This is a genomic window from Gordonia sp. NPDC003950, assembly GCF_053605205.1.
The window spans coordinates 93584-119422 of the sequence record NZ_JBSGIT010000014.1; the positions used below are offsets into that span (position 1 = coordinate 93584).

Here is a 25839-nt window from a genome sequence, read left to right on the forward strand (position 1 = left end):
CACCGTACCGAAGGTACGTGGATTCCGGTGTACGAAGGTACGTGGATTCCGGTGAACCGAAGGTACGTGGATTCCGGTGCACCGAAGGTACGTGGATTCCGGTGCACCGAAGGTACATGGATTCCGGTGCACCGAAGGTACATGGATTCCGGTGCACCGAAGGCGCGCCGGTTACGGTGGCCCACACACGCGCGGACGGGCGACGCGAGGAGCACCGTGGTGTCCGTCGCGTCGCCCGTCGTAGGCAGCCGGGGAGCCGGGTGATCGGCCCCGCGGGGGTAGGTCAGTTGCCGGTCAGCTTGTCCTTGATGTTGCCGACGGCGTCCTTGACGTCCTCGATGCCGTCCTTGACGGCGGCCGAGACCTGATCTGCCTTGCCCTCGTTCTTCAGGTCCTCGTCGCCGGTGACGTCGCCGCCGACCTCCTTGGCCTTGCCCTTGGCGTCCTCGACCTTGTTGGAGACCTTGTCCTCGATGGCCATTGCGTATCCCTCCTTGTTGAGCCCCGTGTGGAGTGGGGCGCGTGAACGCACCGGGCCATTCCCGGCACGTGTCATTCGTTGCGCGACGGCGGGCGGATCTATCCCCGGTATCGGGATGACTGTCCGCCCGTAAACGCCGCCGCGACGTCATGGGTCGTGATCGATGCCCTCACGACGGATTCTGCAGATGCACCAGCGCCTGCACGTGGATGTCGGCTCCGTCGACGGCCGCTCGGATGTGCTCGATCGCGGGGTCGAGTGTGGCGGCCACCTCGTCGTAGGAGTAGCGCGGTGGTGCGGTGACCTCGATGCGGATGAGGCTGCGACCACGGTCGTCGACGGCCTTCACCGACGCCGCGTCGAACATGGTGTGCGCCGACAACTCGTCGGAGACGGCGGACGCCATCAGCTTCGGCGGCACCGTCATGATGCCGTCGGCGCCGCTGCCGGTCAGGACGAGGTCGTCGACCTTGCCTGGACGCGACGCCGCCGACAGCAGCCACAGCCCCCACAGCAGGGTCACGACGACGATGCCGAGCAGGACCGCCCACCACCAGGATGCGGTCGTCACGGTGGTTGCCCAGGTCGGGTCGAGCCGGTCCACCCATCCCTTGACGGGTTCCAGCCCGGCCTGCCAGGCGAGCGCCGCGCCGCCGACCGCGAGGAAGAGCAGGCCGAACAGTCCGACCGTCAGCCGGTGCACGATGACCGGACCTCTGTTCATGAGCGTCCCTCCTGCTCCCGCGCGACCTTCGCGCGAACGACCTTGCGTACCTTGATCTTCGGCGGATGTTTCAGTGCGGCCACCGCTTTCTCCGCCGGTGCGGTGAGCGCGGCGACGTCGACGTCGCCGGTGGTGGTGACGGTGATCCGGGCGGTGCGCCGACCCACGACGGTGGTCGCGTGTTCGACCCCGGCGACGGTGAGCAGCGACGCGCTGACGCGCCGGGCGACGTCGCCGCGGCGGGTCCACATCACCTGGTGATCCCCCAGTGGCACATGGGTTCTCCGCCGGGGTTTGACGGCGATCCACAACATCGCGAGTCCGACGATCACCAGGCCGATGGCGGCCGGCCACATCCAGGTCTGCCAGGTGCTCCGGGCGATCCAGTCGGCGGCGTTCTCCGACCACGGACTGCCGGAGATCCAGCCGAACCGCACGATGTGATCGCGGATGCCGATGGCGGCCACACCCAACAGCAGCAGACCGATGATCGAGCCGACGATCGCCGCTCCCGGGTAGGCGGCGGGTGCGAACACCTTGCCCTCGCCGATATCGGCGATGTCGGTTGCCTCCACCTCACGCGACGGTTCCGTGTCGGCCGGTGGCGTGGCATCGGTCTGGGCCGGCGGGGTCGAATCGACGGTTGCGCTCATGAGCTCACCCTCCTGTCCCGTGTGCCTGTGTGTCGTGTGTCTGTGTGTCGTGTGTCTGTGTCTCGAGCGGATCGTCGTCGCCCGGCCCATCGTCGCCGACGGGCGGCAGTGCGACGTAGCCGTCCTTGCGATCGTCGGTCTCGGTGGGCGCGACGAGCGCCGCGACGGTCACATCCACATGCCCGGGACGGATGCCGGTCTGCCGGGCCAGTTCGTCGGCCACGTGGGTGCGGACCCGTCGGCAGACCTCGGCGACCGCGCAGGGCCACGACAGGGCGACGGTCACCGACACGACCGGCGCTGTCTCCGACATGTCTACGCGCGCAGATGGATACGAGGTGCCGATGCCCCCGGGTCCCAGCAGTGAGGCGAGTCCACCGCTGTGGCTGATCACGCCGTCCACATCGAGTGCGGCGCGGCCGGCGATCTTGGTGCCGACGCGGTCGGCGATCACCAACGAGCCGCGGGCATCCGCGGTGGCGGGTGCGGCCGTACCGACCCGGGCCGGGTCGTGGTCGGCACTGCCACGGGTGACGGTGTCGTGCGCGGCTGCGGTTGCGGCCACCGTCAGCCCCGATTCCGGCTGCGCAGCAATGCGCCGAGGTCGATGGCGCCGTCGCGTTGCAGTCCGAGCGCCAACCCGACCGCGCCGAGGACCAGCGCGAGAACGAATCCACCGAAACCACCGGTGGTCACCGCCAGCGCGAGCAGCAGACCCGCGAACAGTCCGATCGTTGCGTTGTTACCCATCGTTTTTCACCTCTGTCATGTCATCACGTGATGAGAGTTGTTGGTGCCCGGCGGATTCGTCCTCGTCGCGCGGGGTGAGGCTCACATCCTCGACGGTGACGTCGATGGGCATTCCGGCGATCTCGCCCGCCACCTGCGACACCTGTTCGGCGACCGCACGGAGGTCGTGGCCGATGTCGACGATCACGTGGACCTCGCCGCCGGAATCGGTCAGGCGCACGCCGTTGACCCGGCCGCCGGGAAGGTAGGTCGCGATCTCCCCGAACACCCCGCCGTGCAATCCGGTGACCCCGTCGATCACCGACACGGCGCGTTCGATCGCCTCGGCTGTGCCGATCCCGGCGTCGGCGCCCTCCGACATCACTGCACCCGCGGGGTGTCCGACGCCTGATCGTCATCGTCGTCACCGAAGTGGATGTCGTGCACGGTGACGTTGACCTCGGTGACCTCGAGTCCGGTCATCGACTCGATGGCGTTGATGACGTTGCGTCGGATCGCGGCGGCGAGTTCGTGGATGGCGACCCCGAACTCGGCGACGATGGAGACGTCCACGGCGGCCTGTCGCTCGCCGACCTCGACGCCGATGCCCTGGGTGGTGCTGACCGAGGTACCCGGGATCACCCCGCGAACCTTGCCGACCACACGCTCGGCGGCGCCGCCGACGTCGTGCACACCGTCGATCTCGCGGGTGGCGATGCCGGCGATCTTGGCGACCACGGCGTCGGCGATCATCGTCTTACCTCGATCACCTGCCGGCGTGTCGGTGCGGGCCAAGGCGAGGCCCTTGCCGGCGGCGTCGGTGTCGGGACCCGTTGCGGTGGTGGTCCGGGTGTCGGTCTGGGCTGCGTCGCTCATGAGAACTCCTCTGTACTCGGGCGCGGGCCGCTGCCCCATGGGCCGGCCCGCAGTGGACACTGCGGTCGTCCGGTACGCCGATCGGTGCACTCCACGTGATGAAAGACCGTGTGCGGGTCCCATCCTCGGCGAGATCCCGGTATCGGCGTGCCGGTATAAAGTCAGTCGTAGTGGAACCGAAATCTGCACGCGTGAGTTCGGGTGACCCTGATCACAGGGCACTCTCGGCCGCACCGGGGGTGCCTGCCACCGATGAGTCGCCGCGATCGCCGCTGGCCGTGGCCGACCTGTCCGACGAGGAGCTGGCGGCGGCCGCCGGAGTCGGTGACACCGAGGCCTTCACCGAGTTGGTGACCCGGCTGCTGCCGGTACTGCTGCGCTACCTCCGCCGGATGGTCAATGATCCTCAGGTCGCCGAGGATCTCGCCCAGGACACCCTGCTCGATGCGTGGCGAGGGCTGCCGGACTTCGCATTTCGTTCCACGTTCAAGACCTGGATGTTTTCCATCGCGCATCGCAAGACCGTCGATCACCGCCGCAAGAAGCGCGACATCCCGACCGATGACACCCGTTTCGTCGACCTCGCCGCGGCGGAACCGTTACCGTCGGATGAGGCACTGCGGCACACCTTGGTCGACGCCCTCGGTGTCGAATTGCGGTCGATGCCACAGACCTCCCGCGCGGTGTGGTGGCTGCGTGAGGTCGAGGGCATGTCCCTCTCCGAGATCGCGCGGGTACTGAACATCTCGACCGGCTCGGTCCGGGGACACCTGCAACGCAGTCGTAAGTATCTGGCGACCCGGCTGGAACCGTGGCGGCCCGATCGCACCCACACCGGCGCACCGGAAGGAGCGTAGACATGACCTCTCGGATGGACGACGACCACACAGACGTCTGGCTGCGCGATGCCGGTCGACAACTCGACCCCGCCGACGGGCAGAATTTCGATGCGTCGCGCCTGGTCGCCTCGATCAGCGCGCGCCTGCCCCGCGCTCGGCGCCCCGGGCGTCCGCTGCTCACGGACTCCCCCGGCGTGTGGATCTCCGACCGTGTGCTCACCCAGGTGGTGGCCGTGCGGGTGCGGCAAACCGTGGGTCGGCTGGTGGTCGGCATCACCGCCGAGGGCAGCGACGGCCGCGTCGAGCGGATTCGGCTGGGACTCGTCGCCCGCTACCACGACATCCTGCCCGAGGAATCCGATCTGATCCGCGATGTCGTCACCGATGTGCTGACGCTGCTGCTGGGACCTGATCACGCACGCACGGCCGCCGGCGCCATCGACGTGCGCTGGGGCGATCTCGACACCGGCGAATGACGACCGGCCCGGGGCCTCCGACGGTGTGTCGGCGGCTCCGGGCCGGTGAGTCGATGTCCCTGCCGAGTCGATGTCCCTGCCGAGTCAATATCCCTGCCGAGTCAATATCCCTGCCGAATAGCCACTTCCGGGTGGGTTATGCGGTCTTGCGACTTCCCGCGCTCCACGCGTAGGGCAGTTCGGTGCCGTTGAGTTCGTGATCGCCGAGGGCACGCAGTTTGAAGATCAACGGGTTGTGCGCCGAGATCACCCGCGCGTTGCGCCAGTGCCGGTCGAGGCGAAGTCGTTCGGAGGTGATGGACGCGCCGCCGACCTCGAACAGCTCGGTGGTGGCATCGAGCACGGTGGTGATGACCGCGTATTGCGCTCTGGCGACATCGAATTCGAGCTCGTCGAGCAGCGCCTCGTCGGTCGCCCCGCCGTCGAGGAGCAGATCGAGCTTCTCGGCGATGTCGAGGACGAGGGTACGGGAGGTGTAGGCGGCCGAGGTCAGTCGGCCGATGACCTGCTGGACCAACGGATCCTCTCGGGGCAGATCCGCCGAACCGTGGGTGAAGGTTCGGGTGCGCGCACGTACCCATTCGACGGTGTCATCCAGTGCGCGGGCGGCGATCCCGGCGAGCACGGACAGCTGCACCAGCTGCAGGTACGAGGTGGCGTAGGTGCGGCCGGGCGCGCCGTATCCGGCACCGAGAAGCCGTTCCGGCCGGACCTGGACGCCCGTGAATTCCGTTGTGCCACTGGCGGTCAGACGCTGCCCGAAGCCGTCCCAATCGTCGTGCCGGTGCACGCCCTCGGCGTCGGCGTCGACCAGCACCGAGACACGTTCGCCATTGTGGTCGGCGGCCACCAGAATGTGATCGGAGTAGAGGCTGCCGGTGCTGTAGTACTTGGTGCCGTCGAGCCGGTATCCGCCGTCGACGTCGGTGACGGTGGTGCGGTAGCGGTCCACCGCACCGACACCGGGTTCGGTGATCGCGTTGCCGACCAGCGTGCCGTCGGCGACGGCCCGCAGCCACTGTTCACGCTCGGCCGCGTCGGTGGAGAGGCGCTGATCCTCGACGAAGGACCAGTGCACCCGCAAGGCCTGGGGCAGGTTGGATTCCGCGGTCGCCAGGTCGATCAGGAGGCGGAACAGCGAGCGCACCGACGCCCCGTACCCACCGAATTCGACGGGCACACGCAGTGCACCGAACTTGACGTCCTTGAGCCAGCCGATCTCGTCGTGGGCCAGTCGCCGGTCTTCTTCGCGGCTCACCGCCCCCTGCGCGATCCGGGCGAACACCGGGGCGAAGATCTCGTCGAGGTCGGTGTCGGTGTATTCACGAACGGTCGTGGTGCTCACGTAGTTCCTTTCATCGCGAACCAAGCCACGACAGTCTGCCCCCGCGGCAATCTCGCGCCCACCCTTGCGATCACCGCGCGCGTAAGCACGATTCGGGTCTCATCCCTCCCGGATGATTGTCGGCCGCCATATCGCGGCGACCCTCCCGGATCCGGCATCTCTGGCCTAACATCACCGTTTGCGACACCACCTGTGTGCGTCCGCGGATTCCCGTGTGCGGCACCGGTCCGGACGAGAGGCACCACGATGGCCAAAGGCCACAAGTCGAAGCCCACGGAGATGGCGATCCGGATGGACGCCCCGGCATGGTCGATGCCGCGCGGCACCATCATCCTGATCACCCTGGCCGGTCTGGTGGTGGCGGTGGCGGGCATCCGGTCGATCGCGGGTCTGGTGGCGCCGATCTTCCTGGCGATGATGCTCACCGTCGCGGTGTCCCCGGTTGCGAGTTGGATACGCCGGAAGGGCGCACCCGCGTGGGTGGCATTCCTGGTCACCCTGCTGCTGGTCTACGCGATCATCATCGGGCTCTTCGCGTCGCTGGCCTTCTCCATCGCCCGGTTCGCGACGATCCTCCCCACCTACAGCGACAAGTTCAACGACCTCGTCAAGCAGTTCCAGGACTTCCTCACCTCCCACGGTGTGAGTCAGCAAAAAGTGCACGACATGGTCCACAACGTGGACTCCAGCAAGATCATCAGTGCGGTCGGCGACGTCGTGTCCTCCACGGCCGGTGTCGCCTCGATGCTGGTGCTGGTCCTCGCACTGCTGCTGTTCATGGCCGCCGACACCGTCAACTTCGGTGACCGCATCAACATCCTGACCGCCGAACGGCCGGATATCGCCGCCGCGTTCAGCGCCTTCGCCCAGGCCACCCGCAGCTACCTCTGGGTGTCGACGGTGTTCGGTCTGATCGTCGCGGTCTTCGACAGTGTCGCCCTCGCGATCATCGGCACTCCGCTGCCGATCCTGTGGGGCCTGCTGTCGTTCATCACCAACTACATCCCCAACATCGGGTTCATCATCGGTCTGGTCCCGCCGGCCCTGCTCGGGCTCCTCGATGGCGGCGTGTCCCAGATGATCGTGGTGATCGCGGTCTACAGCGTGATCAACGTGGTGATCCAGTCGGTGATCCAGCCGAAGTTCGTCGGCGACGCTGTCGGATTGTCGACGACGCTGACGTTCGTGTCGCTGATGTTCTGGGCGTGGGTGCTCGGGCCGCTCGGCGCGATCCTCGCAGTACCGCTGACCATCATGTGCAAGGCCCTGCTGCTCGACATCGACCCGTCGACCCGCTGGGCCGACGTGCTGCTGAGCTCCTCGCTACCCAAGCGCGGTGATCCCGCCACGCCGGCCGACGATGACGCGAGCACGCCCGACGCCCCGGCGGACGACGCCGTCGGCGCGTCGGTTCCCGACGCCGACCGGCCCGGCGACGGCGATTCGCCCGCCGGCCCGGCCGATCCGCCCGCGGATGACGCCTCGGACCGCGGCTGATCATGCAGTGGGCCGAGCCGCACCCCGGCGGCCCTCAGCTGTCGGTCCACACCGGCGTGCGCTTGCCCAGGAACGCCGACATCCCCTCCTGCGCGTCGCAGGTGACCGCATTGGTCGCCATCGTCTCCGCCATGAGTTCGTAAGCGCGCGACTCACTCTCATCGATCTGCCGGTAGAACGCACGCTTGCCGATGGCGAGGGTGGACGCACTCGACGAGGCGATCCGCAGGGCGAGCTCTCGCACGGTCTCGGCGAGCTTCTCGGGGGCGACCACATCGTTGACCAGACCCCAGTCGGCGGCGGTCTGCGCGTCGATGGGGTCACCGGTCATCAGCATCTTCATCGCCCTTTTCCGGCCGACGGCGCGGGTCAGCGCCACCATCGGCGTCGAGCAGAACAGCCCGATGCGCACGCCGGGGGTCGAGAAGGTCGCCGCCGACGAGGCGATGGCGAGATCACACGTCGCAACCAGCTGACATCCCGCCGCGAAGGCCGCACCGGCGATCTCGGCGATCACCGGTTTGTCGAGTTCGTGGACGGCGGTCATCATCTCCACGCAGGTGTCGAAGACGGCGCGCTCGTCGTCGAGGGTGCGCTCGACGAGTTCGCCGAGGTCGTGTCCGGCGGAGAATGCGGGGCCGTCGCCGCGGATGATGACGACGCGGACTGCGGGATTCTCGGCGAACGCCCGCAGGGCCGCGGTGATCGCACGCATCGTGCCCGTCGACAGGGGGTTGCGGCGACGCGGGTTGGCCAGCGTGAGAATGCCCAGTGGGCCGTCCACGATGGTCTCGATCGATGCTGTGTCCGTCTGCGTCATGCCGATGCTCCTCGAGGTGCGGTGGTCCCCGGATTCCGATGCGGTGTCCGGTGGTGGCCGCCAATCAGACTGCCTCACCGGGCCCGGTTCACGCTCGCGATCGCGGCAGCGCCGGAGCCGCATCGAGGAGCCACAGGGGGCCACCAGCCGCGGTGACGGGCACCACATATCGGCCGTGACCTTGGTCACGTCAGGGGCGGATCGCTCGCCGGAATGCCGCCGACCGACACGCCGCGATGCGCAGGGGTTTCCCGGTGGGTTCACAGCGTTATCTCACCGTGATCAACAAGCCGCAGGTCGCGATGTCCGACGTGACCTTGCCGTTACCGAGCCCGTATGGTCGCCACCGGTCCGAGAATCACCCACCCCACACCGGGTGGATGAGAGGAGGAAAGATGACGACCACCATGAAGAAGCTCGCCGTCCGCGCCGGAGTCATCGGCGCCCTGGCCGTGGCACCTTTCGGAGTCGCCACCGCGACCGCGTCGGCCGACACCGGCCACAACTGGGATGCCGTCGCACAGTGCGAGAGCGGCGGAGACTGGGGCATCAGCACCGGCAACGGCTACTACGGCGGCCTGCAGTTCACGCAGTCGACGTGGCAGGCCAACGGCGGCTACGGCAACCCGGCCAACGCCTCGCGCGAGGAGCAGATCCGCGTCGCGGAGAACACCCTGGCCACCCAGGGTCCCGGCGCCTGGCCGGTCTGCGGCCAGTACCTCTGAGGTAGCGCCGCGCCACACGCATGACGGCGAGGGGGCGATCCACATCGTGGGTCGCCCCCTCGCCCATGTCTGACGCCGCCGCGCGGTCTCGGGCGTCAGCCGCCGACGCCCGGCCGGCCGTCGTCAGCGCGGTCGGCGACGACGTCGGGCCCGGCCGGGTCCGCCGCGTCGGCGCGCGTGATCAGCCGCGCCACCATCGGGAACACCAGCACGGTCGTGGCCCCGGCCGCCACCAGGGTGGAGGCCAGGGTCTGCGACATCAGTTCCGCCGCAACAGCAACCTGCGTGACGGCGACGATGATCGGCAATCCCGTCGCCGCGTACAGCGCCAGCTGCACGCGTTCCCGTCCCACCCGCAGACTCGCCTCGTGGGTGATCGTGCGTTCGGCGATCCATACCGGAAGCCCGCGCGCCACACCGATTCCCAGCACCAGCAGCACCCACACCAGCGGTTGCGAGATCACCGCACTGGGATCGATGTTCATGCCCGAGGTCACGAAGAAGGCCGGGATCAGCATGCCGAAACCGATGGTCTCCAACCGTTCGACGACCGTCGTCCCTTGAGGCAGCAAGCGGCGCAACACGATTCCCGCCGCGAAGGCACCGAGCACCACGTCGAGGTCGAAGACCGCGGCCACGGCCATCAGGGCCGCGAGCAGCGCCACCACCACCCGAACCGGTAGCTGGAAGGTGCCGCCGTTCATCTCCTCGACGGCCGCACGCAGGGCCGGGACGTGGGCCGCACGACGCGGAACGGCGGCGATGACCACCGCGGCCGCAGCGAACAACACCAGCACGAACGCCGCCGAGCCCACACTGCGGCTGGTCAACAGCAACGACATGGCGATGATCGGGCCCAGTTCGCCGACAGCACCGTGCGACATCACCGCACGCCCCAACGGCTGATCGAGCAGTCCGTCGGACTTGATGATCGGCAGCAGGGTGCCGAGTGCCGTCGACGTCATCGCGATGGCGATCGCGACATGGGCGGAGAAGTCGCCGATACCGGTCAGCACGGCCACCACCGCGGTCGCGATGAGCAGACTGATCAGCCAGGTACCGCCCGCCACCGCACCCGGCTTGCCGCGCAACAACTGCGGATCGAGTTCGTATCCCGCGAGCAGGAACAGCATGCCCAGACCCAACTGACTGACCGCCGACACCGATGCCGGGTCCGCGAAATCGAGAAGGTGCGGACCCACCACCATCCCCAGCACCAGCAGGACGACCACCTCCGGCACGTACCGGCGGGTTGCGCGTGCGACCAGTGGTGCGATCACCGCGGCCAGGGCGATCCAGAATAAGGTGACGGCGCTGGTGCGGTCGGGACTGACCGCGGCCTCGGCGAGTGTGAGCACCCGCATCATCCTGCCGCAGGCGGCGAGTCCGGGTGCAGTCGATGGTCCTGCAGGGCCCCGGTGTCTGTGCCTAAGATTGCCCATGTCCTCCCCCAGCACGCCGACGACGGCGGGCCCTGACGTCGACCCGTCCGTCCAGCCCGGAGCCGACCGGTGCACGTTGTCGATGTCGCTGCTGATGACGCCGGACCTGGCGAATTTCGCCGGGAACGTGCACGGCGGAGCACTGCTGAAACTCCTCGACCAGGTCGCCTACGCCTGTGCCAGTCGGTACTCGCGGCACTACGCCGTCACGCTGTCGGTGGATCGGGTCATCTTCCGCGAACCGATCCGCGTCGGGGAACTGCTGATCCTGTCGGCGTCGGTCAATTTCACCGGCCGCACGTCCATGGAGGTCGGCATCCGGGTGGAGACCGAGTCGATCCAGACCGGGGAGCGCCGTCATACCAACAGCTGCTACTTCACGATGGTCGCGATGGGCGACGACGGTCGCCCCATCGAGGTACCGCAGCTGAATCCGCAGACACCGGTGGCCCAGCGACGATTCGCCGAGGCGAAGGCGCGCCGCGAGGCGCTGCGCTCAGCGCAGTGAGTTCACCAGTGCCGCTGCATATCAGCCGCGATCGGCGCCGTTGTCGGCATCTCCGTCGCTTGAATCCAGCGCGGATCCTTCCAGCGCACTGACGGCGATCCCGTACGGGAGGAAGCGGACCCGGCGCTTGGGGTCGGTGTTGTGCTGATTGGCGCGCAGCGCGTCGATCTCACTGGAGAACACCTGCTCGACTCGGGCACCGCCCGGCTCGTCGACGACGAACACGGCCCACACGCCGGCGCCGGCCTCGCCGGCGGTCTTCGGCTGGGGTGCGGACCGTCGCGCCGACGATCCCTCCATGAACGTCGAGAACACACTCGCCGCACCGGGTTCGGACATCGCACGTCCGAAGACCTGCCGCAGCCCTTCCCCGGCTTCCCGCGCGAAGCGGTCGAAATCCTCGGGATCGAATCCGAAGGGTCCGTTCTGACCAGCCATCGAGGGCCTCCCTTGTCGCGGCCCGGCATCGGTGACAGGCATCTACTGCGATCCAGTGTGCCGACGGACGAGCGACTTCGCCACCACATGGCGGGGCCGGCCGGGTTCGGATCCGAGTGCCGCAGTGGTGTGCTGCTCATCGTCGGATGCGAACCCGCGCAGTTTCTCTGTGGACTTGTCAAAGAACGAAGACTTGTGGTGGCCCGTTTGGTACCGGGTCAGACGTCGCGCGCTGGTCTGTTGCGGGGGTGGGTCAGGCGGCGTCGTCGAGTCGCATGGTGCGGCGGTTGTAGGCGGGCTGAGGACGTTGCTTGGGGTCGACGGTGGCTGGTGGGATGAGCCATGGGTGTCGGTCGGCGCCCATGATGACGGCCCATCCGCCGTGGTGGATGTCGTCGTGACACGACGGGCAGAGCAGGCATCCGTTGTCGAGGTCGGTGGCGCCGCCCTCGCTCCACGCCTGGATGTGGTGGGCGTGGCAGCGGGAGGCGGGTGCGCCGCATTTGATGCAGCCGTCGTCGCGGACGATGTAGGCCTTGCGTTGGGCGTTGGTGAAGAACCGTTTGCGGCGGCCGACGTTCAGTGGGACGCCGTCACCGTTGGTGGTGATGTCGGTGACGGCACTGTCACAGCTGAGCATGTCGGCGGTGGATTCGGTGACGGGCCCGGAGTGCGGCAGTGACGCTGCGGCCGGGTCGTCGGCGGAGCGGATCATGAGGACCTCGAGGCGGGCGGTGGTGGGGATGGTGTCATCGGCCAGGCCGCGGACGGCCGCGTCGAGGAGGGTTTCGAGGGCGTCGGCTTGGCGGCGTTCGGTGGAGCGGGGATCGTTGCTGCCGTCGGGTTGGGGTACGGGGGCGGACAGCACGTCGATCGCGGTGCACAGTTTCTCTCCGACGGTGACATCCAGGTCGGCTTTCACGGCGAGTCGTCCGTCCGCATCATGGTGCAGGGACAGTTCGTTGACGCTGCGGTCCTCGGCGGCGGGGAGGCCGCCGTCGGCGTCGGCGGCGAGGTGGTTGCCGAGTTGTCGGGCGTACTTCTGGATGTCGGAGGGGGCCATTCCGGCTCCGGCGTGGGAGAGCAGGGTGATGGTGTGGTCGTGCCGCATGTCGGAGGTGACGTCTTCGGGGGAGCGGTGGGCGATGTGGGTCAGTCCGCGGATGATGGCGTCGGCGTGTTCGGAGCTGAGGGAGCCGAGTGCGGTGCTTGCGGTGACGCGGGGGATGTCGGTGGCGGCGGCTAGTCTGAGGTAGCGCTGTGCGACGGCGGGTGGATATCCCATGCAGATCAACAGTTCTCGGAGTTTCCGTCCTTGGCGGGTGGCGACGTGGAGTTGTTCGAGGTGTCCGGTGAACACCACGCACAGGTGGTCGACGAGGTTGCGGATGAGGCGCAGTTGGGTCATCACCTCGGTGGCGTGCCGGTCGGTCAGCGACTTCTGGTCGATGCTCGGTTCGGTGAGGTTGTCGATGATGACGTCGAGAATCTCGGCGAGATCGTGGTCGCTCATTCGTCCCCCTGTGTGAGTGCCGCTGCCATCTATTATAGCCGATCACCAGTTCGCCATGGGGTGGATCACAAGATGAATATGTAACGGTTGCAATGCATTTCGTACCTTCAGTGAACAGTTTCCCCTGCGGTGAACTGTGGTGAACGCAAGCCCCTGTGGTGAACAGAATTCACACGGGCGCGCATGTACGCCCCTCCGACGAAGCCCCGACCCGATCAACAACTCAGCGCGCGGTGCGCAGGCCCGCCGAGAGTCGCTCGAGAACCATTCGCGCGGTGAGTAATTCAGCTTCAGAGAGGGATGAATCCGCGGAAGCCTGGTCGAGAGCACCGGTCAGTCGCCGCCGCCAGAAGTCGTGGAGTCGCGCGATCGAGGTCTCGGCTCGTCGTGTCGCATACAACCGCACCGACCGCGCGTCGTCGGGATCGGGACTGCGTCGCACCATGTCCTTGGCCTCCAGTGAACGCAGCACGGCCGAGAAGTTGCTGCGCTTGAGGCCCGTCGCCGTGGCCCCCTCGGCGGGACACGTCCCGGGATTGTGATGAATCCAGCGCATCACCAGGACTTCGCTGCCATTGAGCGGAACGACCCCACTGACTCCGGCCGGCCCATGGGGTTCGATCTCTCGTGCCACCCGCAGAACCACCTCGGCGATATCGACGAGAAGGTTCACGCTCAACCCGGCGTCGCCCATCGACCCCGCAGCAGGGCCGTACGATTCGACATCACTCATTTGGATATGATCTCATAACTATATGACCTCGTCGACCACCGCGTCCGTGACCAGCGAACCGCGCACCGAGCGAGCGATCACCGGTCCGCTGCTGCTGGTACTCGCGCTGCTGTCGGCGGTCGCACCCTTCGCCACCGACCTGTACCTGCCCGCATTCCCCGAGATGACCGGCGAATTGTCGGCCTCGGCGACCGCCATCCAGCTGACGCTGACCGCCTTTCTGGTCGGCGTGACGACCGGGCAGTTGGCGTTCGGCCCGCTGTCGGATCGGTTCGGTCGTCGCGGTCCCCTGCTGTTCGGCGCAGCACTGTGCGTGGCCGCCGGCATCGTCGCGGTGATCGCGCCGTCGGTGGGCGTCCTGGTGGCCGCACGCTTCGCGCAGGGATTCGGCGGTGCGGCCGGAATGGTGATCGGCCGGGCGATCATCTCCGACCTGACAGCCGGCCGGGCCGCGGCACGGGCGTTCAGCCTGATGATGATCGTCGGTGGCGTGGCCCCTGTCCTCGCACCACTGCTGGGCGGATTCCTGGTGAACCCGATCGGCTGGCGCGGGATTCTCGTTGTGGTACTGGGCATTTCGGTCCTCATGCTGGTGTCGATCATCGGCGTCGTCCGCGAGACACTGCCCCCGGACCGACGTCGGCGCGATGCCGCGGCCACCACCGCCACGGCCGCCGCCGCGGCCTCACCGCGTGAGCTGCTCCGGCCGGGATTCCTCGGCTACGCCGGCACATTCGCGTTCTCGTTCGCGGTCATGATGGCCTACATCTCCGCGTCGCCGTTCGTCTATCAGGACATGATCGGACTCAGCAGCGGCGGCTACGGGCTGGCATTCGGCGCCAACGCGCTCGCCCTGATGGCCATCAGTGCACTGGCCGCACGACTGGTCGCCACCCGCCAGGTCCGCCACCTGGTCGGCATCGGACTATCGGTGATGTCCCTGGCGGTCATCACCTTCGGAGTTCTCGTCGTCACCGCTGCACCGGCGATGTGGCTGGCTGCGCCGCTGTTCGTCATGGTCGGGAGCCTCGGCATGATCTTCGGCAACGCGACCGCCCTCGCGATGTCGGCGGTCGGCTCGCACGCCGGCAGCGCCTCGGCGGTGCTGGGCGCGCTGCAATTCGGTCTCGGCGCACTGGTGTCCCCACTGGTCAGCATCCAGGGCCCGGACACCGCCGCCCCACTGGCCGTGGTCATGCTGATCGCCGCCGTGATCGCGATCGCTTCCTTCCTCGCCGCCGGACGCGGGAGGCCGACACCGGTCCCCGAACCCGTCTGACACGGACAGATCCGGGCCGACCCCGCTACTCCCACCCGGCATCGTGGACGAGGATCGCCACCTGAACCCGGTTCGCGACACCGAGTTTCGCGAAGATGTGGGTGATGTGTGCCTTGACCGTCGCCACGCTCATGTAGAGCGCCGCCGCGATCTCCGCATTCGATGCCCCCTTGGCCAACCAGATCGCCACGGTCCGTTCCCGTTCGGTCAGCGAGTCGAGGTTCGCCCGGGCCCGGACCGTGCCCGCGCGGTCGGGGGAATCCACCACCTGCTTGATCAACGCCGCCGTGACCGACGGACTGAGTGCGGGCTGACCGGCGAGCACATCGGCGATCGCCGCGACGATCTTCTCCGGCGGGGTGTCCTTCAGCAGGAATCCGTCGGCGCCGACGGCCAACGCACGCATCACATAGTCGTCGGCGTCGAAGGTGGTCAGCACGATGACCGCGGGCGGTGCCTCGAGTTCCTTGAGCGCCGCGGTGGCCGCGATCCCGTCCATCACCGGCATCCGCAGATCCATCAGCACCAGATCCACCGGATCGGCGGCGAAGACCTCCAGTGCCGCACGACCATCGGGTGCCTCGGCCACGATCGACAACGCCGGATCGCCACCGAGCAACAACTTCAGCCCCGATCGGACCAGTGGATCGTCGTCGACGATCATCAGACGTGCCATGGCGGTCACCACTCCCTCACTCGGGCGCACCCGTGCCGGGCAGCCACACATGCAGAATGAACATCCCGTCGTCGGTGCGCGTCGTCGAGTGCCGACCGCCGCTGAGTTCCACTCGTTCGGCGACACCGATCAGCCCGAGACCCGAACGCGGCAGGGCCGCGGGGACACCGCCGATCGGCAACGGATTGACCACGAGCAGATCCACCCCCGACTGCGCACCCGCCTCGATCCGCACGGTCACCGCCGACGACGGAGCGTGCTTACGCGCGTTGGTCAACCCCTCCTGCACACAGCGATACAGGGTTCGCACGGTGCTCGCCGGCATCTCGTCGAGATCCGCTGTGCGCGTGTAGGTCACCCGAATACCGGTGTCGTCGGCCGCTGCGACGAGATCATCGATCTCGGCCGGACCCACCTGCGGCTGCTCCGGATCGGCGTCACCCGGACCCTCACGCAGCACGCCGAGCACCTCACGCAGTTCGGTCAGCGCGAGCCGGGAATTCTCCTCGATGGTCCTCGCGGTGTCGGCCACCTCGTCCGAGCTCAGATCGGTACGGTAGGCCAACGCCCCGGCGAACATGCTGACGGTCGAAATCCGATGCGCCAGAACATCATGCATCTCCCGTGCGATACGCGCCCGCTCCACCGAGCGCGCCTGGGCGACCTTGGCCTGCTGCTCCTGTTCGGCGAGCATCGCCCGAGATCGCCAGGTGGCCAGCAGTTCTCGACGCGATCCGATGTACATACCCCAGGCCACCATGACCGCGGTGATGGCGGTGAGGAACACCAGCAGCACCAGAAGGGGTTCTCTCGCACCGCCATCGCTCGACGTCCGGAAGATCTCCTCGGACATCAGCCCGCAGACCAGACCCAGCACGGCCTGCGGGATGATCTCCCGCCAGCGCCGCCGCGTCGACAGCGACACCAGGGCGAGCGCACCGGCACCGGTCGAACTCAGTGACACCGCACCACACAGGGTGGTGAACGTGCACACCAGAACCGGGTGCGAGCGCCGCCACCAGGTGGCCACGTAACTCGCCACGCCGAGTCCGAGGTCCACCGCCAACCACCACGTGGTACCGCCCAATCCGGTGTCGGCCCGTGAGCTCACCACCAGGCCCGAGATCGCCAGCATGAGCAGCAGACGCCAGATGTGACTCCACCACGTCAGTGGTGGTTGATAGTCCTCGGGGCGCACCCCCTCACCGTAGTGGGGGGCAACCCTGATCCGCGTCCCACCGGCGGCCACCGTGCATCCGACTTTGGTCGTAGACCGATCCCGGCCTCATGCCCGATGCACACGACCATTCGTCACGCCGACGATGGGTCACATGATCACCGTCACCGAACTCACCAAGCGATACGGCGAGTACACCGCCGTCGACAACGTCACCTTCACCTGCCGATCGGGGCAGGTCACCGGCTTCCTGGGCCCCAACGGCGCAGGGAAATCGACCACCATGCGCGTGATGACCGGGCTCACTCCCGCGACGTCGGGCACCGCACTCATCGACGGGGTCGCCTACCGCGACATCCCGAATCCGGCTGCCGAGGTCGGCGTCCTGCTCGACGCGTCCGCCCAGCATGCCGGGCGTACCGGCGACGAGATCCTCCGCCTCGCGGCCATGACCATCGGCGCACCCCGCAGCCGGGTCGACGACATGCTCGAACTCGTCGGCCTCACCCCGGACGAGGCGGGACGACGCGTCCGGAACTACTCCCTGGGCATGCGTCAGCGTCTCGGTCTGGCCAACGCGTTGATGGGTGACCCACGCATCCTGATCCTCGACGAACCCGCCAACGGTCTCGACCCCGCAGGCATCCACTGGATGCGGTCACTGCTGCGCAACTACGCCGATCGCGGTGGCACCGTCCTGTTGTCGTCCCACCTGCTCCACGAGATCGAGATCATCGCCGACGACCTCGTCGTCATCGGCAACGGCCATATCGTCGCCCAGGGCACCAAGTCGGAGTTGCTCGCCGGCACCGGCACCGTCGTCGCCTCCACCGACGACCGAACACTGGCTGACGCGCTCGATCGCGCCGGCCTCACCGTCACGCAGACCGCGACCGGTGGCCTGTCCGTGGACGCCGAACCCGTCGACGTCGGACGCATCGCCGCCGAACACTCCATCGCGCTCACCGAGTTGCGGCGCGGCGACGGAGCACAACTCGAGGAGATGTTCTTGTCCCTGACCGCCGATACCCAACGCGAACAACGACTCACCGCAGGAGCCTTCTGATGACCGCACTCGCCGCATCCCCCACCGCCACCATGGCCGTCGCCCCCGAACGGGCCACCGCCATTCCGATGAGCCGTCTGATTCGGGTCGAACTCCGCAAGCTCGTCGACACCCGTGCCGGATTCTGGCTCGCCGCCTCCATCGGACTCGGCTCGGTGATCGTCATGGTCGCCATGCTGATCGCCAACCGCGACAACCCCGCGAACCTCACCTTCGGCCAGTTTTTCGGCATGATGAACATCCCGATCAGCATCATTCTGCCGGTGATGGCGATCCTGCTGGTCACCGGTGAATGGAGCCAGCGCACCGCACTGACCACCTTCACCATGGAACCCCGCCGTGAGCGCATCGTCGCGGCGAAGCTGACGACGGCGCTCCTCGCGGCCGTCGGGGCCGTCGCGGTGGCGCTGGCCATGGGAGCCCTCGGCAACGTGATCGCCGCGATCGCCCTGCCCGACCCGGCGGGCGCGTGGTCGTTCACTGCCGCCGGACTCGTCAATTCCTTTGTCACACAATTGTTCGGCCTGCTCCTCGGTTTCGGGTTCGCCGCCCTGTTGCTCAGTACTCCCGGTGCGATCGTCGCGTACTTCGCCCTGCCCACCCTGTTCACCCTCATCAGCCAGGTCGTCCCGTGGTTTGCCGACCACCTCGGCCAGTGGATCGACATGGCCGCCACCCAGGAACCGTTCCAGACCGAGTTCTGGCCGAGCGGCGGCGAGTGGGCCAGGATCGCGGTCACCGCGCTCATCTGGATCGCCGTCCCCCTCGCGATCGGTGTCGCACGCATCCTGCGCAGTGAGATCAAATAGATCTGCACCCGCAGATGACGGCGAAGTGTCAGAGAATTCTTGATGTTTCGCTTGGCCTCCTCTCAGCGAGCGTCGGCAACGTGGTCTGGTGACCAGCGATCCCCATTCCGAGACCACCGGACCGGGCACCACCGGACCGGACACCACCGGACCGATCGGACCCCAGCCGACCATCCCGATGACACAGGGCGCCCACCCCGGCCCGACCGCCGACGTCCCGCCGGAGTGGCGCCGTCCGGACACGCAGTGGACCGACCCGTATCCTCCCGGCACCCACCAGGTGCCGGGAGGATACGCGCCGCCGCCGATGCCTCCGGTCACCGGAGTGCTGCCGCACCACGCCGCACCTGCACCCGTCGCGCGACGGAGATCGACGCTGAAGCCGATCATCGCCACCGCCCTCATCGCCGGCCTCTTCGGCGGGGCGGTGGCGCTCGGGGGCGCCACGTTGATCGATCACACCACCACCGCTACACCACAACTGGGGACGGCGGCCACCGCTCCGGCGCTACCGTCACAACCGGGCTCGGTGACTTACGCGGCGGCTCAGGCCTCGAAGTTCACCGCGGACATCGAGGTGGCGACGGCCCAGGGCACCGCGATCGGCAGCGGGATCGTGTTGTCCCCAGACGGCTACGTCCTGACCAACAATCACGTCGTGAACGGTGTGGGTAGCGGTGCCCGGATCCAGGTCACCACTGCCGATCAAAACACCCATGCGGCAACGGTTATCGGCACCTCACCGTCCTACGATCTCGCGGTCATCAAGCTGCAGAACGTATCCGGTCTCACCGCGGCACCACTGGGCAGCTCGGCGAATCTCCAGGTCGGCGAGCAAGTCGTCGCCGTGGGCAGCCCCGAGAGCCTCTCGAACACGGTGACCTCCGGCATCATCAGCGCGCTGTCGCGGACGGTGACCGCCGGCGACGAGCAGGGTTCGCAGGTGACGGTGTACAACGGCCTGCAGACCGACACGCCCATCAATCCCGGCAATTCCGGTGGGCCGCTGGTCAACCTGTCCGGACAGGTGATCGGCGTCAACTCGGCCGTCGACACCGGCCAGTCCGCGCAGGGTGGCGTCCAGGCATTCGGCCTCGGTTTCGCCATTCCCATCGACACCGCACGACGCGTCGCCAACGAACTACTCCAGGACGGGAAGGCCACCAAACCCGTTCTGGGCGTGACCGGTTCGATCAGCGATACGCGCAATGCCGCCGCCGGCGGGGTCAGTGGCGCGCAGGTGACCGGCGTGACCCGCGACGGCGCCGCGGCAGCGGCGGGTATCGGTGCCGGCGACGTCATCACCAAGGTCGGCGACCAAAAGGTCGACTCGTATGCCGATCTGATGGCCCAAGTCCTCACCCACACGCCCGGTGAGTCCGTCCCGGTGACCGTGTCCGGCAGCGGGGGCGAACGCACCGTGTCGGTGACGCTCGGCAGCGCCGTCGACACCGAGCAGACCACGGTGCCCGGCAACGGCACACCCTGAGCGCCTCGAGACCCGACGACGAGCAGCCGTCACCGCAGGATGAATGTCACTGCGGCGGCGGCCACCTCGTCGAGGTCGTCACCGAGGTGACCGCCGATCCACTGTTCGGCGAGCGCGGTCATCGCACCGGTGTACATCGCCGCAGCCACTCTGCCGCCCACGACATCCCGACCCCGACCACCCGAGATCTGCTGTCTGCTCAGCGTTTCCGCGAGCACCGAGGTCATCAGCAGTTCCTCGGTGGCCGCTCGGCGCTCCGCCAGCACCGGATTGGCCCGACCGTGGGTGAACAGAATGCGGCCACGGCGCACGTCCTGCGAGCAGAATCCGAGAACCGCACGGATTCCGGCGGCCGTACGCGCCCGAGCCGAACGGCCGGCGGCCGTCACCGCCGCCGACACCTCCCCGGCCAAGTCCCGTGCGACCTCGTCATAGACTGCTCCGAGCAATTCGTCGACGCCGGTGAAACTCTCGTAGAAGTATCGCGTGTTGAACCCGCAGGCGCGGCAGACCGACCGCACCGACAGGACATCGGGGGTCTCGCCGCCGACTTCGGCAAACGCGGCATCGATGAGCCGGGCGCGCCGATCGGCACGCCGATCACTCAGGGGCACCCCCGCCCATCGGGTCGCATTCGCCATCGCATCACCGTACGACGGGATCGGCGCCCGGCGAAACCCTGGTCACGTCCGTGACCAGAATGTAGTCTGGGTACACCTGTGACCAGACCCTCTTACCCGGGAGGCCCTGCCGATGTTGTCGCTCGCCACACTGCCCCGCCGGCTCACACCCACCGGCCCGCTGCGCCTGCCCGAGTTGCCGGTCGTGCCCGTCGGGTCGCCGGTCCCCCTGCCACACCAGCTCCTCGGACAGTGGTTCAACCAGTTCTTCGATACCAACGTGCGCTCGAAGTTCTTCCGCGGCATGGTGTTCGATCAGCCCACCGGCGATCCCGGGTGGTTCGGTCCCGACAGCGCCACGTGGTATGTCCACTCGCACACGCCGGCGCTGATCTTCGGCCTGCAGTGCGCGTCGTATCTCGAACGCCTCGATCCGAGCATCTACTGGATGGGAATGCACCATTCCCGACTCGTCGAGCAGTCCGACGACCCAGCAGCACTGCCACGTCTCGATCCCGACGGCGCGGCCACCCGACTCGGCCACTCGCTCGCCTTCTTCATCGGCACCGCCTACGGCACCACCGACACCGCCGAACGTCTGGCGCGAACCGTGCGCGCGATGCACCACACGATCAAGGGCACCCGGCCCGACGGCGCGGCCTACGACGCCGACGACCCGGACTGGTTGCGCTGGAACTATGCGACGGTCGTCTGGGGAATCGCCACCGCCCACGAGATCTATCACCCGCGCCCGCTGCGCGGCGACGACCTTGATCGGTACTACGCCGAGTTCGTGCGCGTCGGGCACGCGTTGGGCGCCACCGACCTGCCGGCGACCAAGGCCGACACCCTCACCTGTCTGCGGGAATATCTTCCCCGACTGTCCCTCACCTACGGCGCCGCCATGGCGACCGGCAGCAACGTCACCGATCCCACTCAGGCCGCCGTGGACTGGGCCATCCGCGACACCATGCCACGGTGGGCGGCCCAGTTGGTGATGCACCGGCCGCCGTCACCGATCGAACGGCGCGCGCGTCGCGCGATCGTGTGGAGTCTGCTCAACGGTCTGCGGGCCACGATGGGCGTCACCCCGGAGTTCGAGCAGGCCCGACGGCGGGTGCCGGCCGGGACGACCGCCGACCACACCGAGCCCACACACGTTCCCGGTAGCGACCTCCCACTGGATCGGACCGAGGTCGAGCGCCGCATCTCCGCCGCCCAGTTCTGAGTCGCCGGGCGATCAGGCCCGCGACAGCCGCTCGAATCGAGCCAGATGCGCATCGGCGGAACCGAATTCGTACTCGATGACAGTCAGCCGACGGAAGTAGTGTCCCACCGCCAGTTCCTCGGTCATCCCCATCCCGCCGTGCAGTTGCACCGCGTTCTGCCCGATGAACCGTGCCGCCCGACTAATCGTGGCCTTGGCCGCCGACACCGCCGCCGCACGTTCGGCCGGTTCAGAATTCAGTGACAGTATCGCGAGATACTGTGCGGCAACGGCCTGTTCGAGTTCGATGTACATGTCCACCATGCGATGGGCCAGTGCCTGGAATCCGGCCAGGGGGCGGCCGAACTGCTGACGCTGCTTGGTGTACTCGACGGTGTCGGCCAGCACCTTGCGCATCAGGCCGACGGCCTCCGACACGACCGCCGCGGTGGCGGTGTCCCAGGCCTGCTCGAGCAGGCCCAGTGCCTCCTCGCCGGAGGCGATGAGCGCCGAATCCGGCAGGCGCACACCGTCGAGGTTGATGTCGGCGGCCTGCCGGTCGTCGACGGTGCGGAACGCGTGCAGCGTCAAACCGTCCGGTGTCGCGTCACCGAGCGGGATCAACAACAGCGCGGTGCCGTCGCGGTCGTCGGCCTCGCCTGCGGTGCGCGCGGTCAGGATCAGATGCCCGGCGATCGGGGCGGTGGTGACAACGGTCTTGGCGCCGTTGATGATCCATTCGTCACCGGAGCGATCGGCGGTGGTGGTGACGTGATGGAGCCGACCGCCCGAACCCTCCTCGAGTGCCGCGGTGGCGAGCAGTTCGCCGCCCTCGGCGACGGCACGGGCCACCGCGAGGGCGCCTTCGTGTCCGGTCCGGGCCAGCAGGGCCGCACCCAACACCACGGTGTCGACGAACGGCTCGACGACCAGCGCATGGCCGAGCGCCTCGGTGACCACCATCAGTTCCTCGGGGCCGCCGTCGAAACCACCGACCGACGACGGAAGGCAGGCGCCGACCACGCCTAGTTCGTCGACGAAGGCACGCCAGATCGCCGGCTGCCAGCCGTCGCCGACCTTCGCGGCCTTGCGGCTCTCGGTGAGGTCATATCGGGAGTCGAGAAATTTCGTGAGTCCGTCGGAGAGCAACTGCTGCTCGGCGGTGAGATCGAAGTCCATGGGTTCCTACTCGGTATCGGGCCGCGCGGCCGGTCAGAATTGGGGCAGGCCGAGAGCGGCCTTGGCGAGGATGTTGCGCTGAATCTCGTTGCTGCCGGCGTAGATCGAGCCGGCGCGATCGTTGAGGTACAGCAGCGGCGCAACCGCCTGCCACGGTTCGCCGGAGACGTATCCGTCGGCCGGAGGCACGTAGTCGGCGATCGGGCCGCCCGGCTTGGCCGCACCGGGCTGGTAGGCGCGACCGCGGGTTCCGGCCGCCTCCACGGCGAGGGTGGTGATCTCCTGGCTCAGTTCGGTGCCGAGCACCTTGAGCATCGACGAGATGGCACCCGGGTTGCGGCCGGCGTTCATCTCCGCGAGGGCACGGAACTCGAGAATCTCGAGAACCTTGGCGCGTGCCCGCGCATCGGAGATCTTCGCGGAGAACGCCGGATCGTCGGCCAACGGAACGCCGGCGGGCCCGATGACCGTCGCCGCGTGCTCGGTGAGGTTTTCCACCATCACCTGCAGGGCGGGTGCGGCCGCGCCGCCGCCACGCTCGAACACCAGCAGGTACTTGGCGACGGTCCAGCCGTCGTCGATCTTGCCGAGGACATTCTTCTTGGGCACGCGAACTCCGTCGAAGAAGACCTGCGCCTGCACCTTCTCACCGGAGGCCATCACCAGGGGCTGCACCTCGATGCCCGGCGAGTTCATGTCGATGAGGACGAAGGTGATGCCCTCCTGCTTCTTCCCGGTGCGTGAGGTGCGCACCAGGCAGAAGATCCAGTTCGCCTCTGCGGCATGGGTTGTCCAGATCTTCGAGCCGGTGCAGACGAGGTCGTCACCGTCCTCAACGGCCGACATCGACAACGACGCGAGGTCCGAGCCGGATTCGGGTTCGGAGTAACCCTGGCAGAAGAACACCTCCCCGGTGAGGATGCCGGGCAGGAAGTAGTCCTTCTGCTCCTGGGTGCCGAAGGCGATGATCGCGTGGCTCACCATCCGGATACCCATCGGCGAGAGCGCGGGCGCACCGGCGAGCACCGATTCCCGGCTGAAGATGTAGTGCTGGGTCAGCGACCAGTCACAGCCGCCGTGCTCGACCGGCCATGCCGGAGCGGCCCACCCCCGCTTGTGCAGGATCGCCTGCCACTCCATCGACGCCTCGTGGTCGGTGTAGACGCTGGTGCGCAGGCGGCCCGCCTCTCGCAGCTCTCGCGTGAGTTCGGCGTCGAGGAATTCGCGCACCTCGTCGCGGAACGCGATGTCCGCGTCCGAGAAGTTCATGTCCATCGGTGTGCCACCTTGTCCGTGTCGGCCAGTATACGTATCACATATATGATCGCACTCAATCTACGACATAGATCACTCTGCGTACACCGCGGGGCCGCCTCACACAGCCCATGCGCGAACTCAACTCCGCAGCGCCGTCGACGGTGGACGGCCGTACCGTCGTCGGTACGCCGCCGCGAACCGGCTCGCGCTGCTGAATCCCCAGCGGGCCGCGATGTCGCTGACCGTTCCCGCGCAGGCCTCCACGTCGCGGTGTGCCCGCGCGAGCCGGATGTCACGCAGCGCCACCGTCGGACTCACCCCGAGATGTTCGGCGAACGCTTCCTGCAGGCGCCGCACACTCGTCGGCGCCTGCGCGGCCATCTCCGCGAGGGTCCACGGATGCGCGGGGTCCGCTTCGAGGGCATCGAGGACACGTTTGACCGTGCGCGGACGCAGCGGCCGCGCGGCGTCGACGGGTTCGGGACCCACCATCAGCAGGAACGCCGCCGTGACCGCGGTCGCCAGTTGTGGACCGACCAGCGGATTCGCCAGCAGATCGACGGGTTCACGTTGCTGCGCCGACAACGCGGTCACCAGGTTGAGCCACGAGCGGCCCTCGTCGGTCCGCAGGTCGACCTGCTCGGGGAGGACCAGTCGTCCGTGCGAGCGCGCCGCGTGCACGCGGTCGGCCTCCCGCTCCAGATGAGCGGCGTCGAAGTTCACGCCGATCACGTCACAGTCGGCCGTCCAGCGACTGATCAGCGACGCCCGGCCCGCGGTGAACACGGTGCCCCGGCCGGGTGTCGACACGATGTCGGTGACGTCACCGCGCGACGCCCGCGACCGGGAATGCAGGCGTCCCGACAGCGGGATGTTGACCTCGTAGGCACCCGGATAGGCGCATTCGATCGCGACGTCGGTGCCCCAGGACAGGCGGCCGATGGTCACCGCGCCGAGTTCGACGGTCTGCAGCGACAGGTCGACCTTTCCGTCGCCGTCGAGATCGGTGAGCTCGTGCGGGAAGTACGCAGCGGCGACCGCCCGGTGGGCGCTGTCCCAGTCACGGGTGGCGGAGCCGTCACCGTGAGCGCGTTCGGTGGACATCGAGTGCGTCTTTCGGTCTGTTCTGGAGTCGGCGGGCTGAACCGACCCACACCTTGTCTACCTCACAGTCACCCGCGATAGCGATGCCCGTCACAATCTCGCCGCGCATTTCGTACCACCGCCGCGTGGTCGGTGTCGTGGACCGACGCCGCACACCCCTACCGTCGGCGACACGTC

The 25839-nt window shown here is 67.8% G+C and carries 29 protein-coding genes; 10 read left to right on the top strand and 19 right to left on the bottom strand.

Going from position 1 to position 25839, the window contains the following annotated elements:
- Window positions 1-283: 283 nt before the first annotated feature.
- The 7 genes from ACWETB_RS14155 to ACWETB_RS14185 form a co-directional block, all read right to left on the bottom strand.
- Entirely contained in the window at window positions 284-481 is a 198-nt protein-coding gene (locus ACWETB_RS14155; RefSeq protein WP_348807209.1) for a CsbD family protein, read from the bottom strand.
- Between the two features lie 169 nt (window positions 482-650).
- Window positions 651-1205, bottom strand: a complete 555-nt coding sequence (locus tag ACWETB_RS14160) for a hypothetical protein (protein WP_449743096.1) — start codon at window positions 1203-1205, stop codon at window positions 651-653.
- Complete coding sequence (locus tag ACWETB_RS14165) at window positions 1202-1858, bottom strand: DUF6286 domain-containing protein (protein WP_449743097.1); 657 nt, start codon at window positions 1856-1858, stop codon at window positions 1202-1204. The genes ACWETB_RS14160 and ACWETB_RS14165 overlap by 4 nt, the downstream gene beginning before the upstream one ends.
- A gap of 4 nt (window positions 1859-1862) precedes the next feature.
- A complete protein-coding gene (locus ACWETB_RS14170) occupies window positions 1863-2423 on the bottom strand; it encodes an Asp23/Gls24 family envelope stress response protein (protein ID WP_452211752.1) in 561 nt (186 codons plus the stop codon).
- Window positions 2424-2425: 2 nt separating this feature from the next.
- The gene (locus ACWETB_RS14175) at window positions 2426-2608 is read right to left on the bottom strand and encodes a DUF2273 domain-containing protein (RefSeq protein WP_452211754.1); all 183 of its coding nucleotides are present in this window, start codon (window positions 2606-2608) and stop codon (window positions 2426-2428) included.
- The gene (locus ACWETB_RS14180) at window positions 2601-2969 is read right to left on the bottom strand and encodes a hypothetical protein (protein WP_452211756.1); all 369 of its coding nucleotides are present in this window, start codon (window positions 2967-2969) and stop codon (window positions 2601-2603) included. Before ACWETB_RS14180 ends, ACWETB_RS14175 begins: the two co-directional genes overlap by 8 nt.
- Window positions 2969-3463, bottom strand: a complete 495-nt coding sequence (locus ACWETB_RS14185; protein WP_348807203.1) for an Asp23/Gls24 family envelope stress response protein — start codon at window positions 3461-3463, stop codon at window positions 2969-2971. The genes ACWETB_RS14180 and ACWETB_RS14185 overlap by 1 nt, the downstream gene beginning before the upstream one ends.
- A 239-nt stretch (window positions 3464-3702) precedes the next feature.
- On the opposite strand from ACWETB_RS14185, the gene ACWETB_RS14190 reads away from it, so the two are divergent.
- Together ACWETB_RS14190 and ACWETB_RS14195 are read left to right on the top strand one after the other, a co-directional pair.
- A complete protein-coding gene (locus tag ACWETB_RS14190; protein WP_348807202.1) occupies window positions 3703-4320 on the top strand; it encodes an RNA polymerase sigma factor in 618 nt (205 codons plus the stop codon).
- Window positions 4321-4322: 2 nt separating this feature from the next.
- The gene (locus ACWETB_RS14195) at window positions 4323-4778 is read left to right on the top strand and encodes a hypothetical protein (protein ID WP_452211758.1); all 456 of its coding nucleotides are present in this window, start codon (window positions 4323-4325) and stop codon (window positions 4776-4778) included.
- 136 nt (window positions 4779-4914) lie between these two features.
- On the opposite strand, the gene ACWETB_RS14200 is transcribed toward ACWETB_RS14195, so the two are convergent.
- Window positions 4915-6123, bottom strand: a complete 1209-nt coding sequence (locus ACWETB_RS14200; protein WP_452211760.1) for an acyl-CoA dehydrogenase family protein — start codon at window positions 6121-6123, stop codon at window positions 4915-4917.
- A gap of 246 nt (window positions 6124-6369) precedes the next feature.
- Here ACWETB_RS14200 and ACWETB_RS14205 point away from each other — a divergent pair, with 246 nt between their 5' ends.
- A complete protein-coding gene (locus ACWETB_RS14205) occupies window positions 6370-7620 on the top strand; it encodes an AI-2E family transporter (protein WP_452211762.1) in 1251 nt (416 codons plus the stop codon).
- A 34-nt stretch (window positions 7621-7654) separates the two neighbouring features.
- Here the strand turns inward: ACWETB_RS14205 and ACWETB_RS14210 are convergent, their stop codons facing one another.
- Window positions 7655-8440, bottom strand: coding sequence for an enoyl-CoA hydratase (locus tag ACWETB_RS14210; RefSeq protein ID WP_452211764.1), 786 nt, complete (start codon window positions 8438-8440; stop codon window positions 7655-7657).
- A 395-nt stretch (window positions 8441-8835) separates the two neighbouring features.
- Between ACWETB_RS14210 and ACWETB_RS14215 the strand changes: the two genes are divergently transcribed.
- On the top strand, window positions 8836-9165 hold the full coding sequence (locus ACWETB_RS14215) for a transglycosylase family protein (protein ID WP_452211766.1): 330 nt from the start codon (window positions 8836-8838) through the stop codon (window positions 9163-9165).
- 95 nt (window positions 9166-9260) lie between these two features.
- Here ACWETB_RS14215 and ACWETB_RS14220 read toward each other — a convergent pair whose 3' ends face one another.
- Window positions 9261-10529, bottom strand: a complete 1269-nt coding sequence (locus ACWETB_RS14220) for a cation:proton antiporter (protein WP_449743274.1) — start codon at window positions 10527-10529, stop codon at window positions 9261-9263.
- Window positions 10530-10689: 160 nt separating this feature from the next.
- Between ACWETB_RS14220 and ACWETB_RS14225 the strand changes: the two genes are divergently transcribed.
- Window positions 10690-11115, top strand: a complete 426-nt coding sequence (locus ACWETB_RS14225) for an acyl-CoA thioesterase (protein WP_348807256.1) — start codon at window positions 10690-10692, stop codon at window positions 11113-11115.
- A 21-nt stretch (window positions 11116-11136) separates the two neighbouring features.
- On the opposite strand, the gene ACWETB_RS14230 is transcribed toward ACWETB_RS14225, so the two are convergent.
- From ACWETB_RS14230 to ACWETB_RS14240, 3 genes are all read right to left on the bottom strand, one after another.
- Window positions 11137-11553, bottom strand: a complete 417-nt coding sequence (locus ACWETB_RS14230) for a hypothetical protein (protein ID WP_348807195.1) — start codon at window positions 11551-11553, stop codon at window positions 11137-11139.
- Between the two features lie 253 nt (window positions 11554-11806).
- Window positions 11807-13066, bottom strand: a complete 1260-nt coding sequence (locus ACWETB_RS14235; protein ID WP_449743103.1) for a DUF222 domain-containing protein — start codon at window positions 13064-13066, stop codon at window positions 11807-11809.
- A gap of 223 nt (window positions 13067-13289) precedes the next feature.
- The gene (locus ACWETB_RS14240) at window positions 13290-13799 is read right to left on the bottom strand and encodes a MarR family winged helix-turn-helix transcriptional regulator (protein WP_348804268.1); all 510 of its coding nucleotides are present in this window, start codon (window positions 13797-13799) and stop codon (window positions 13290-13292) included.
- A 22-nt stretch (window positions 13800-13821) separates the two neighbouring features.
- Here ACWETB_RS14240 and ACWETB_RS14245 point away from each other — a divergent pair, with 22 nt between their 5' ends.
- Complete coding sequence (locus ACWETB_RS14245; protein ID WP_452211769.1) at window positions 13822-15078, top strand: multidrug effflux MFS transporter; 1257 nt, start codon at window positions 13822-13824, stop codon at window positions 15076-15078.
- Window positions 15079-15103: 25 nt separating this feature from the next.
- Here ACWETB_RS14245 and ACWETB_RS14250 read toward each other — a convergent pair whose 3' ends face one another.
- Entirely contained in the window at window positions 15104-15754 is a 651-nt protein-coding gene (locus tag ACWETB_RS14250) for a response regulator (protein WP_452211771.1), read from the bottom strand.
- A gap of 16 nt (window positions 15755-15770) precedes the next feature.
- Window positions 15771-16952 carry a sensor histidine kinase gene (locus tag ACWETB_RS14255; RefSeq protein ID WP_452211773.1) on the bottom strand — a complete coding sequence of 394 codons (1182 nt, stop codon included), beginning with the start codon at window positions 16950-16952 and terminating at the stop codon, window positions 15771-15773.
- Between the two features lie 124 nt (window positions 16953-17076).
- Between ACWETB_RS14255 and ACWETB_RS14260 the strand changes: the two genes are divergently transcribed.
- The 3 genes from ACWETB_RS14260 (at window position 17077) to ACWETB_RS14270 (ending at window position 20295) form a co-directional block, all read left to right on the top strand.
- Window positions 17077-17997 carry an ABC transporter ATP-binding protein gene (locus tag ACWETB_RS14260; RefSeq protein ID WP_449743107.1) on the top strand — a complete coding sequence of 307 codons (921 nt, stop codon included), beginning with the start codon at window positions 17077-17079 and terminating at the stop codon, window positions 17995-17997.
- Window positions 17997-18806, top strand: a complete 810-nt coding sequence (locus tag ACWETB_RS14265) for an ABC transporter permease (RefSeq protein ID WP_449743108.1) — start codon at window positions 17997-17999, stop codon at window positions 18804-18806. The genes ACWETB_RS14260 and ACWETB_RS14265 overlap by 1 nt, the downstream gene beginning before the upstream one ends.
- Before the next feature lie 376 nt (window positions 18807-19182).
- Window positions 19183-20295 (top strand): S1C family serine protease, encoded by a 1113-nt coding sequence (locus ACWETB_RS14270; RefSeq protein WP_452211829.1) that lies wholly within the window; start codon window positions 19183-19185, stop codon window positions 20293-20295.
- Window positions 20296-20324: 29 nt separating this feature from the next.
- On the opposite strand, the gene ACWETB_RS14275 is transcribed toward ACWETB_RS14270, so the two are convergent.
- On the bottom strand, window positions 20325-20936 hold the full coding sequence (locus ACWETB_RS14275) for a TetR/AcrR family transcriptional regulator (RefSeq protein WP_449743109.1): 612 nt from the start codon (window positions 20934-20936) through the stop codon (window positions 20325-20327).
- A 112-nt stretch (window positions 20937-21048) separates the two neighbouring features.
- Here ACWETB_RS14275 and ACWETB_RS14280 point away from each other — a divergent pair, with 112 nt between their 5' ends.
- Complete coding sequence (locus ACWETB_RS14280; protein WP_452211776.1) at window positions 21049-22143, top strand: oxygenase MpaB family protein; 1095 nt, start codon at window positions 21049-21051, stop codon at window positions 22141-22143.
- 12 nt (window positions 22144-22155) lie between these two features.
- Here ACWETB_RS14280 and ACWETB_RS14285 read toward each other — a convergent pair whose 3' ends face one another.
- The 3 genes from ACWETB_RS14285 to ACWETB_RS14295 form a co-directional block, all read right to left on the bottom strand.
- Entirely contained in the window at window positions 22156-23301 is a 1146-nt protein-coding gene (locus ACWETB_RS14285; RefSeq protein WP_449743111.1) for an acyl-CoA dehydrogenase family protein, read from the bottom strand.
- A 33-nt stretch (window positions 23302-23334) separates the two neighbouring features.
- Window positions 23335-24576, bottom strand: a complete 1242-nt coding sequence (locus tag ACWETB_RS14290; RefSeq protein WP_452211778.1) for an acyl-CoA dehydrogenase family protein — start codon at window positions 24574-24576, stop codon at window positions 23335-23337.
- A gap of 120 nt (window positions 24577-24696) precedes the next feature.
- A complete protein-coding gene (locus tag ACWETB_RS14295) occupies window positions 24697-25662 on the bottom strand; it encodes an AraC family transcriptional regulator (protein WP_452211780.1) in 966 nt (321 codons plus the stop codon).
- Window positions 25663-25839 lie beyond the last annotated feature (177 nt).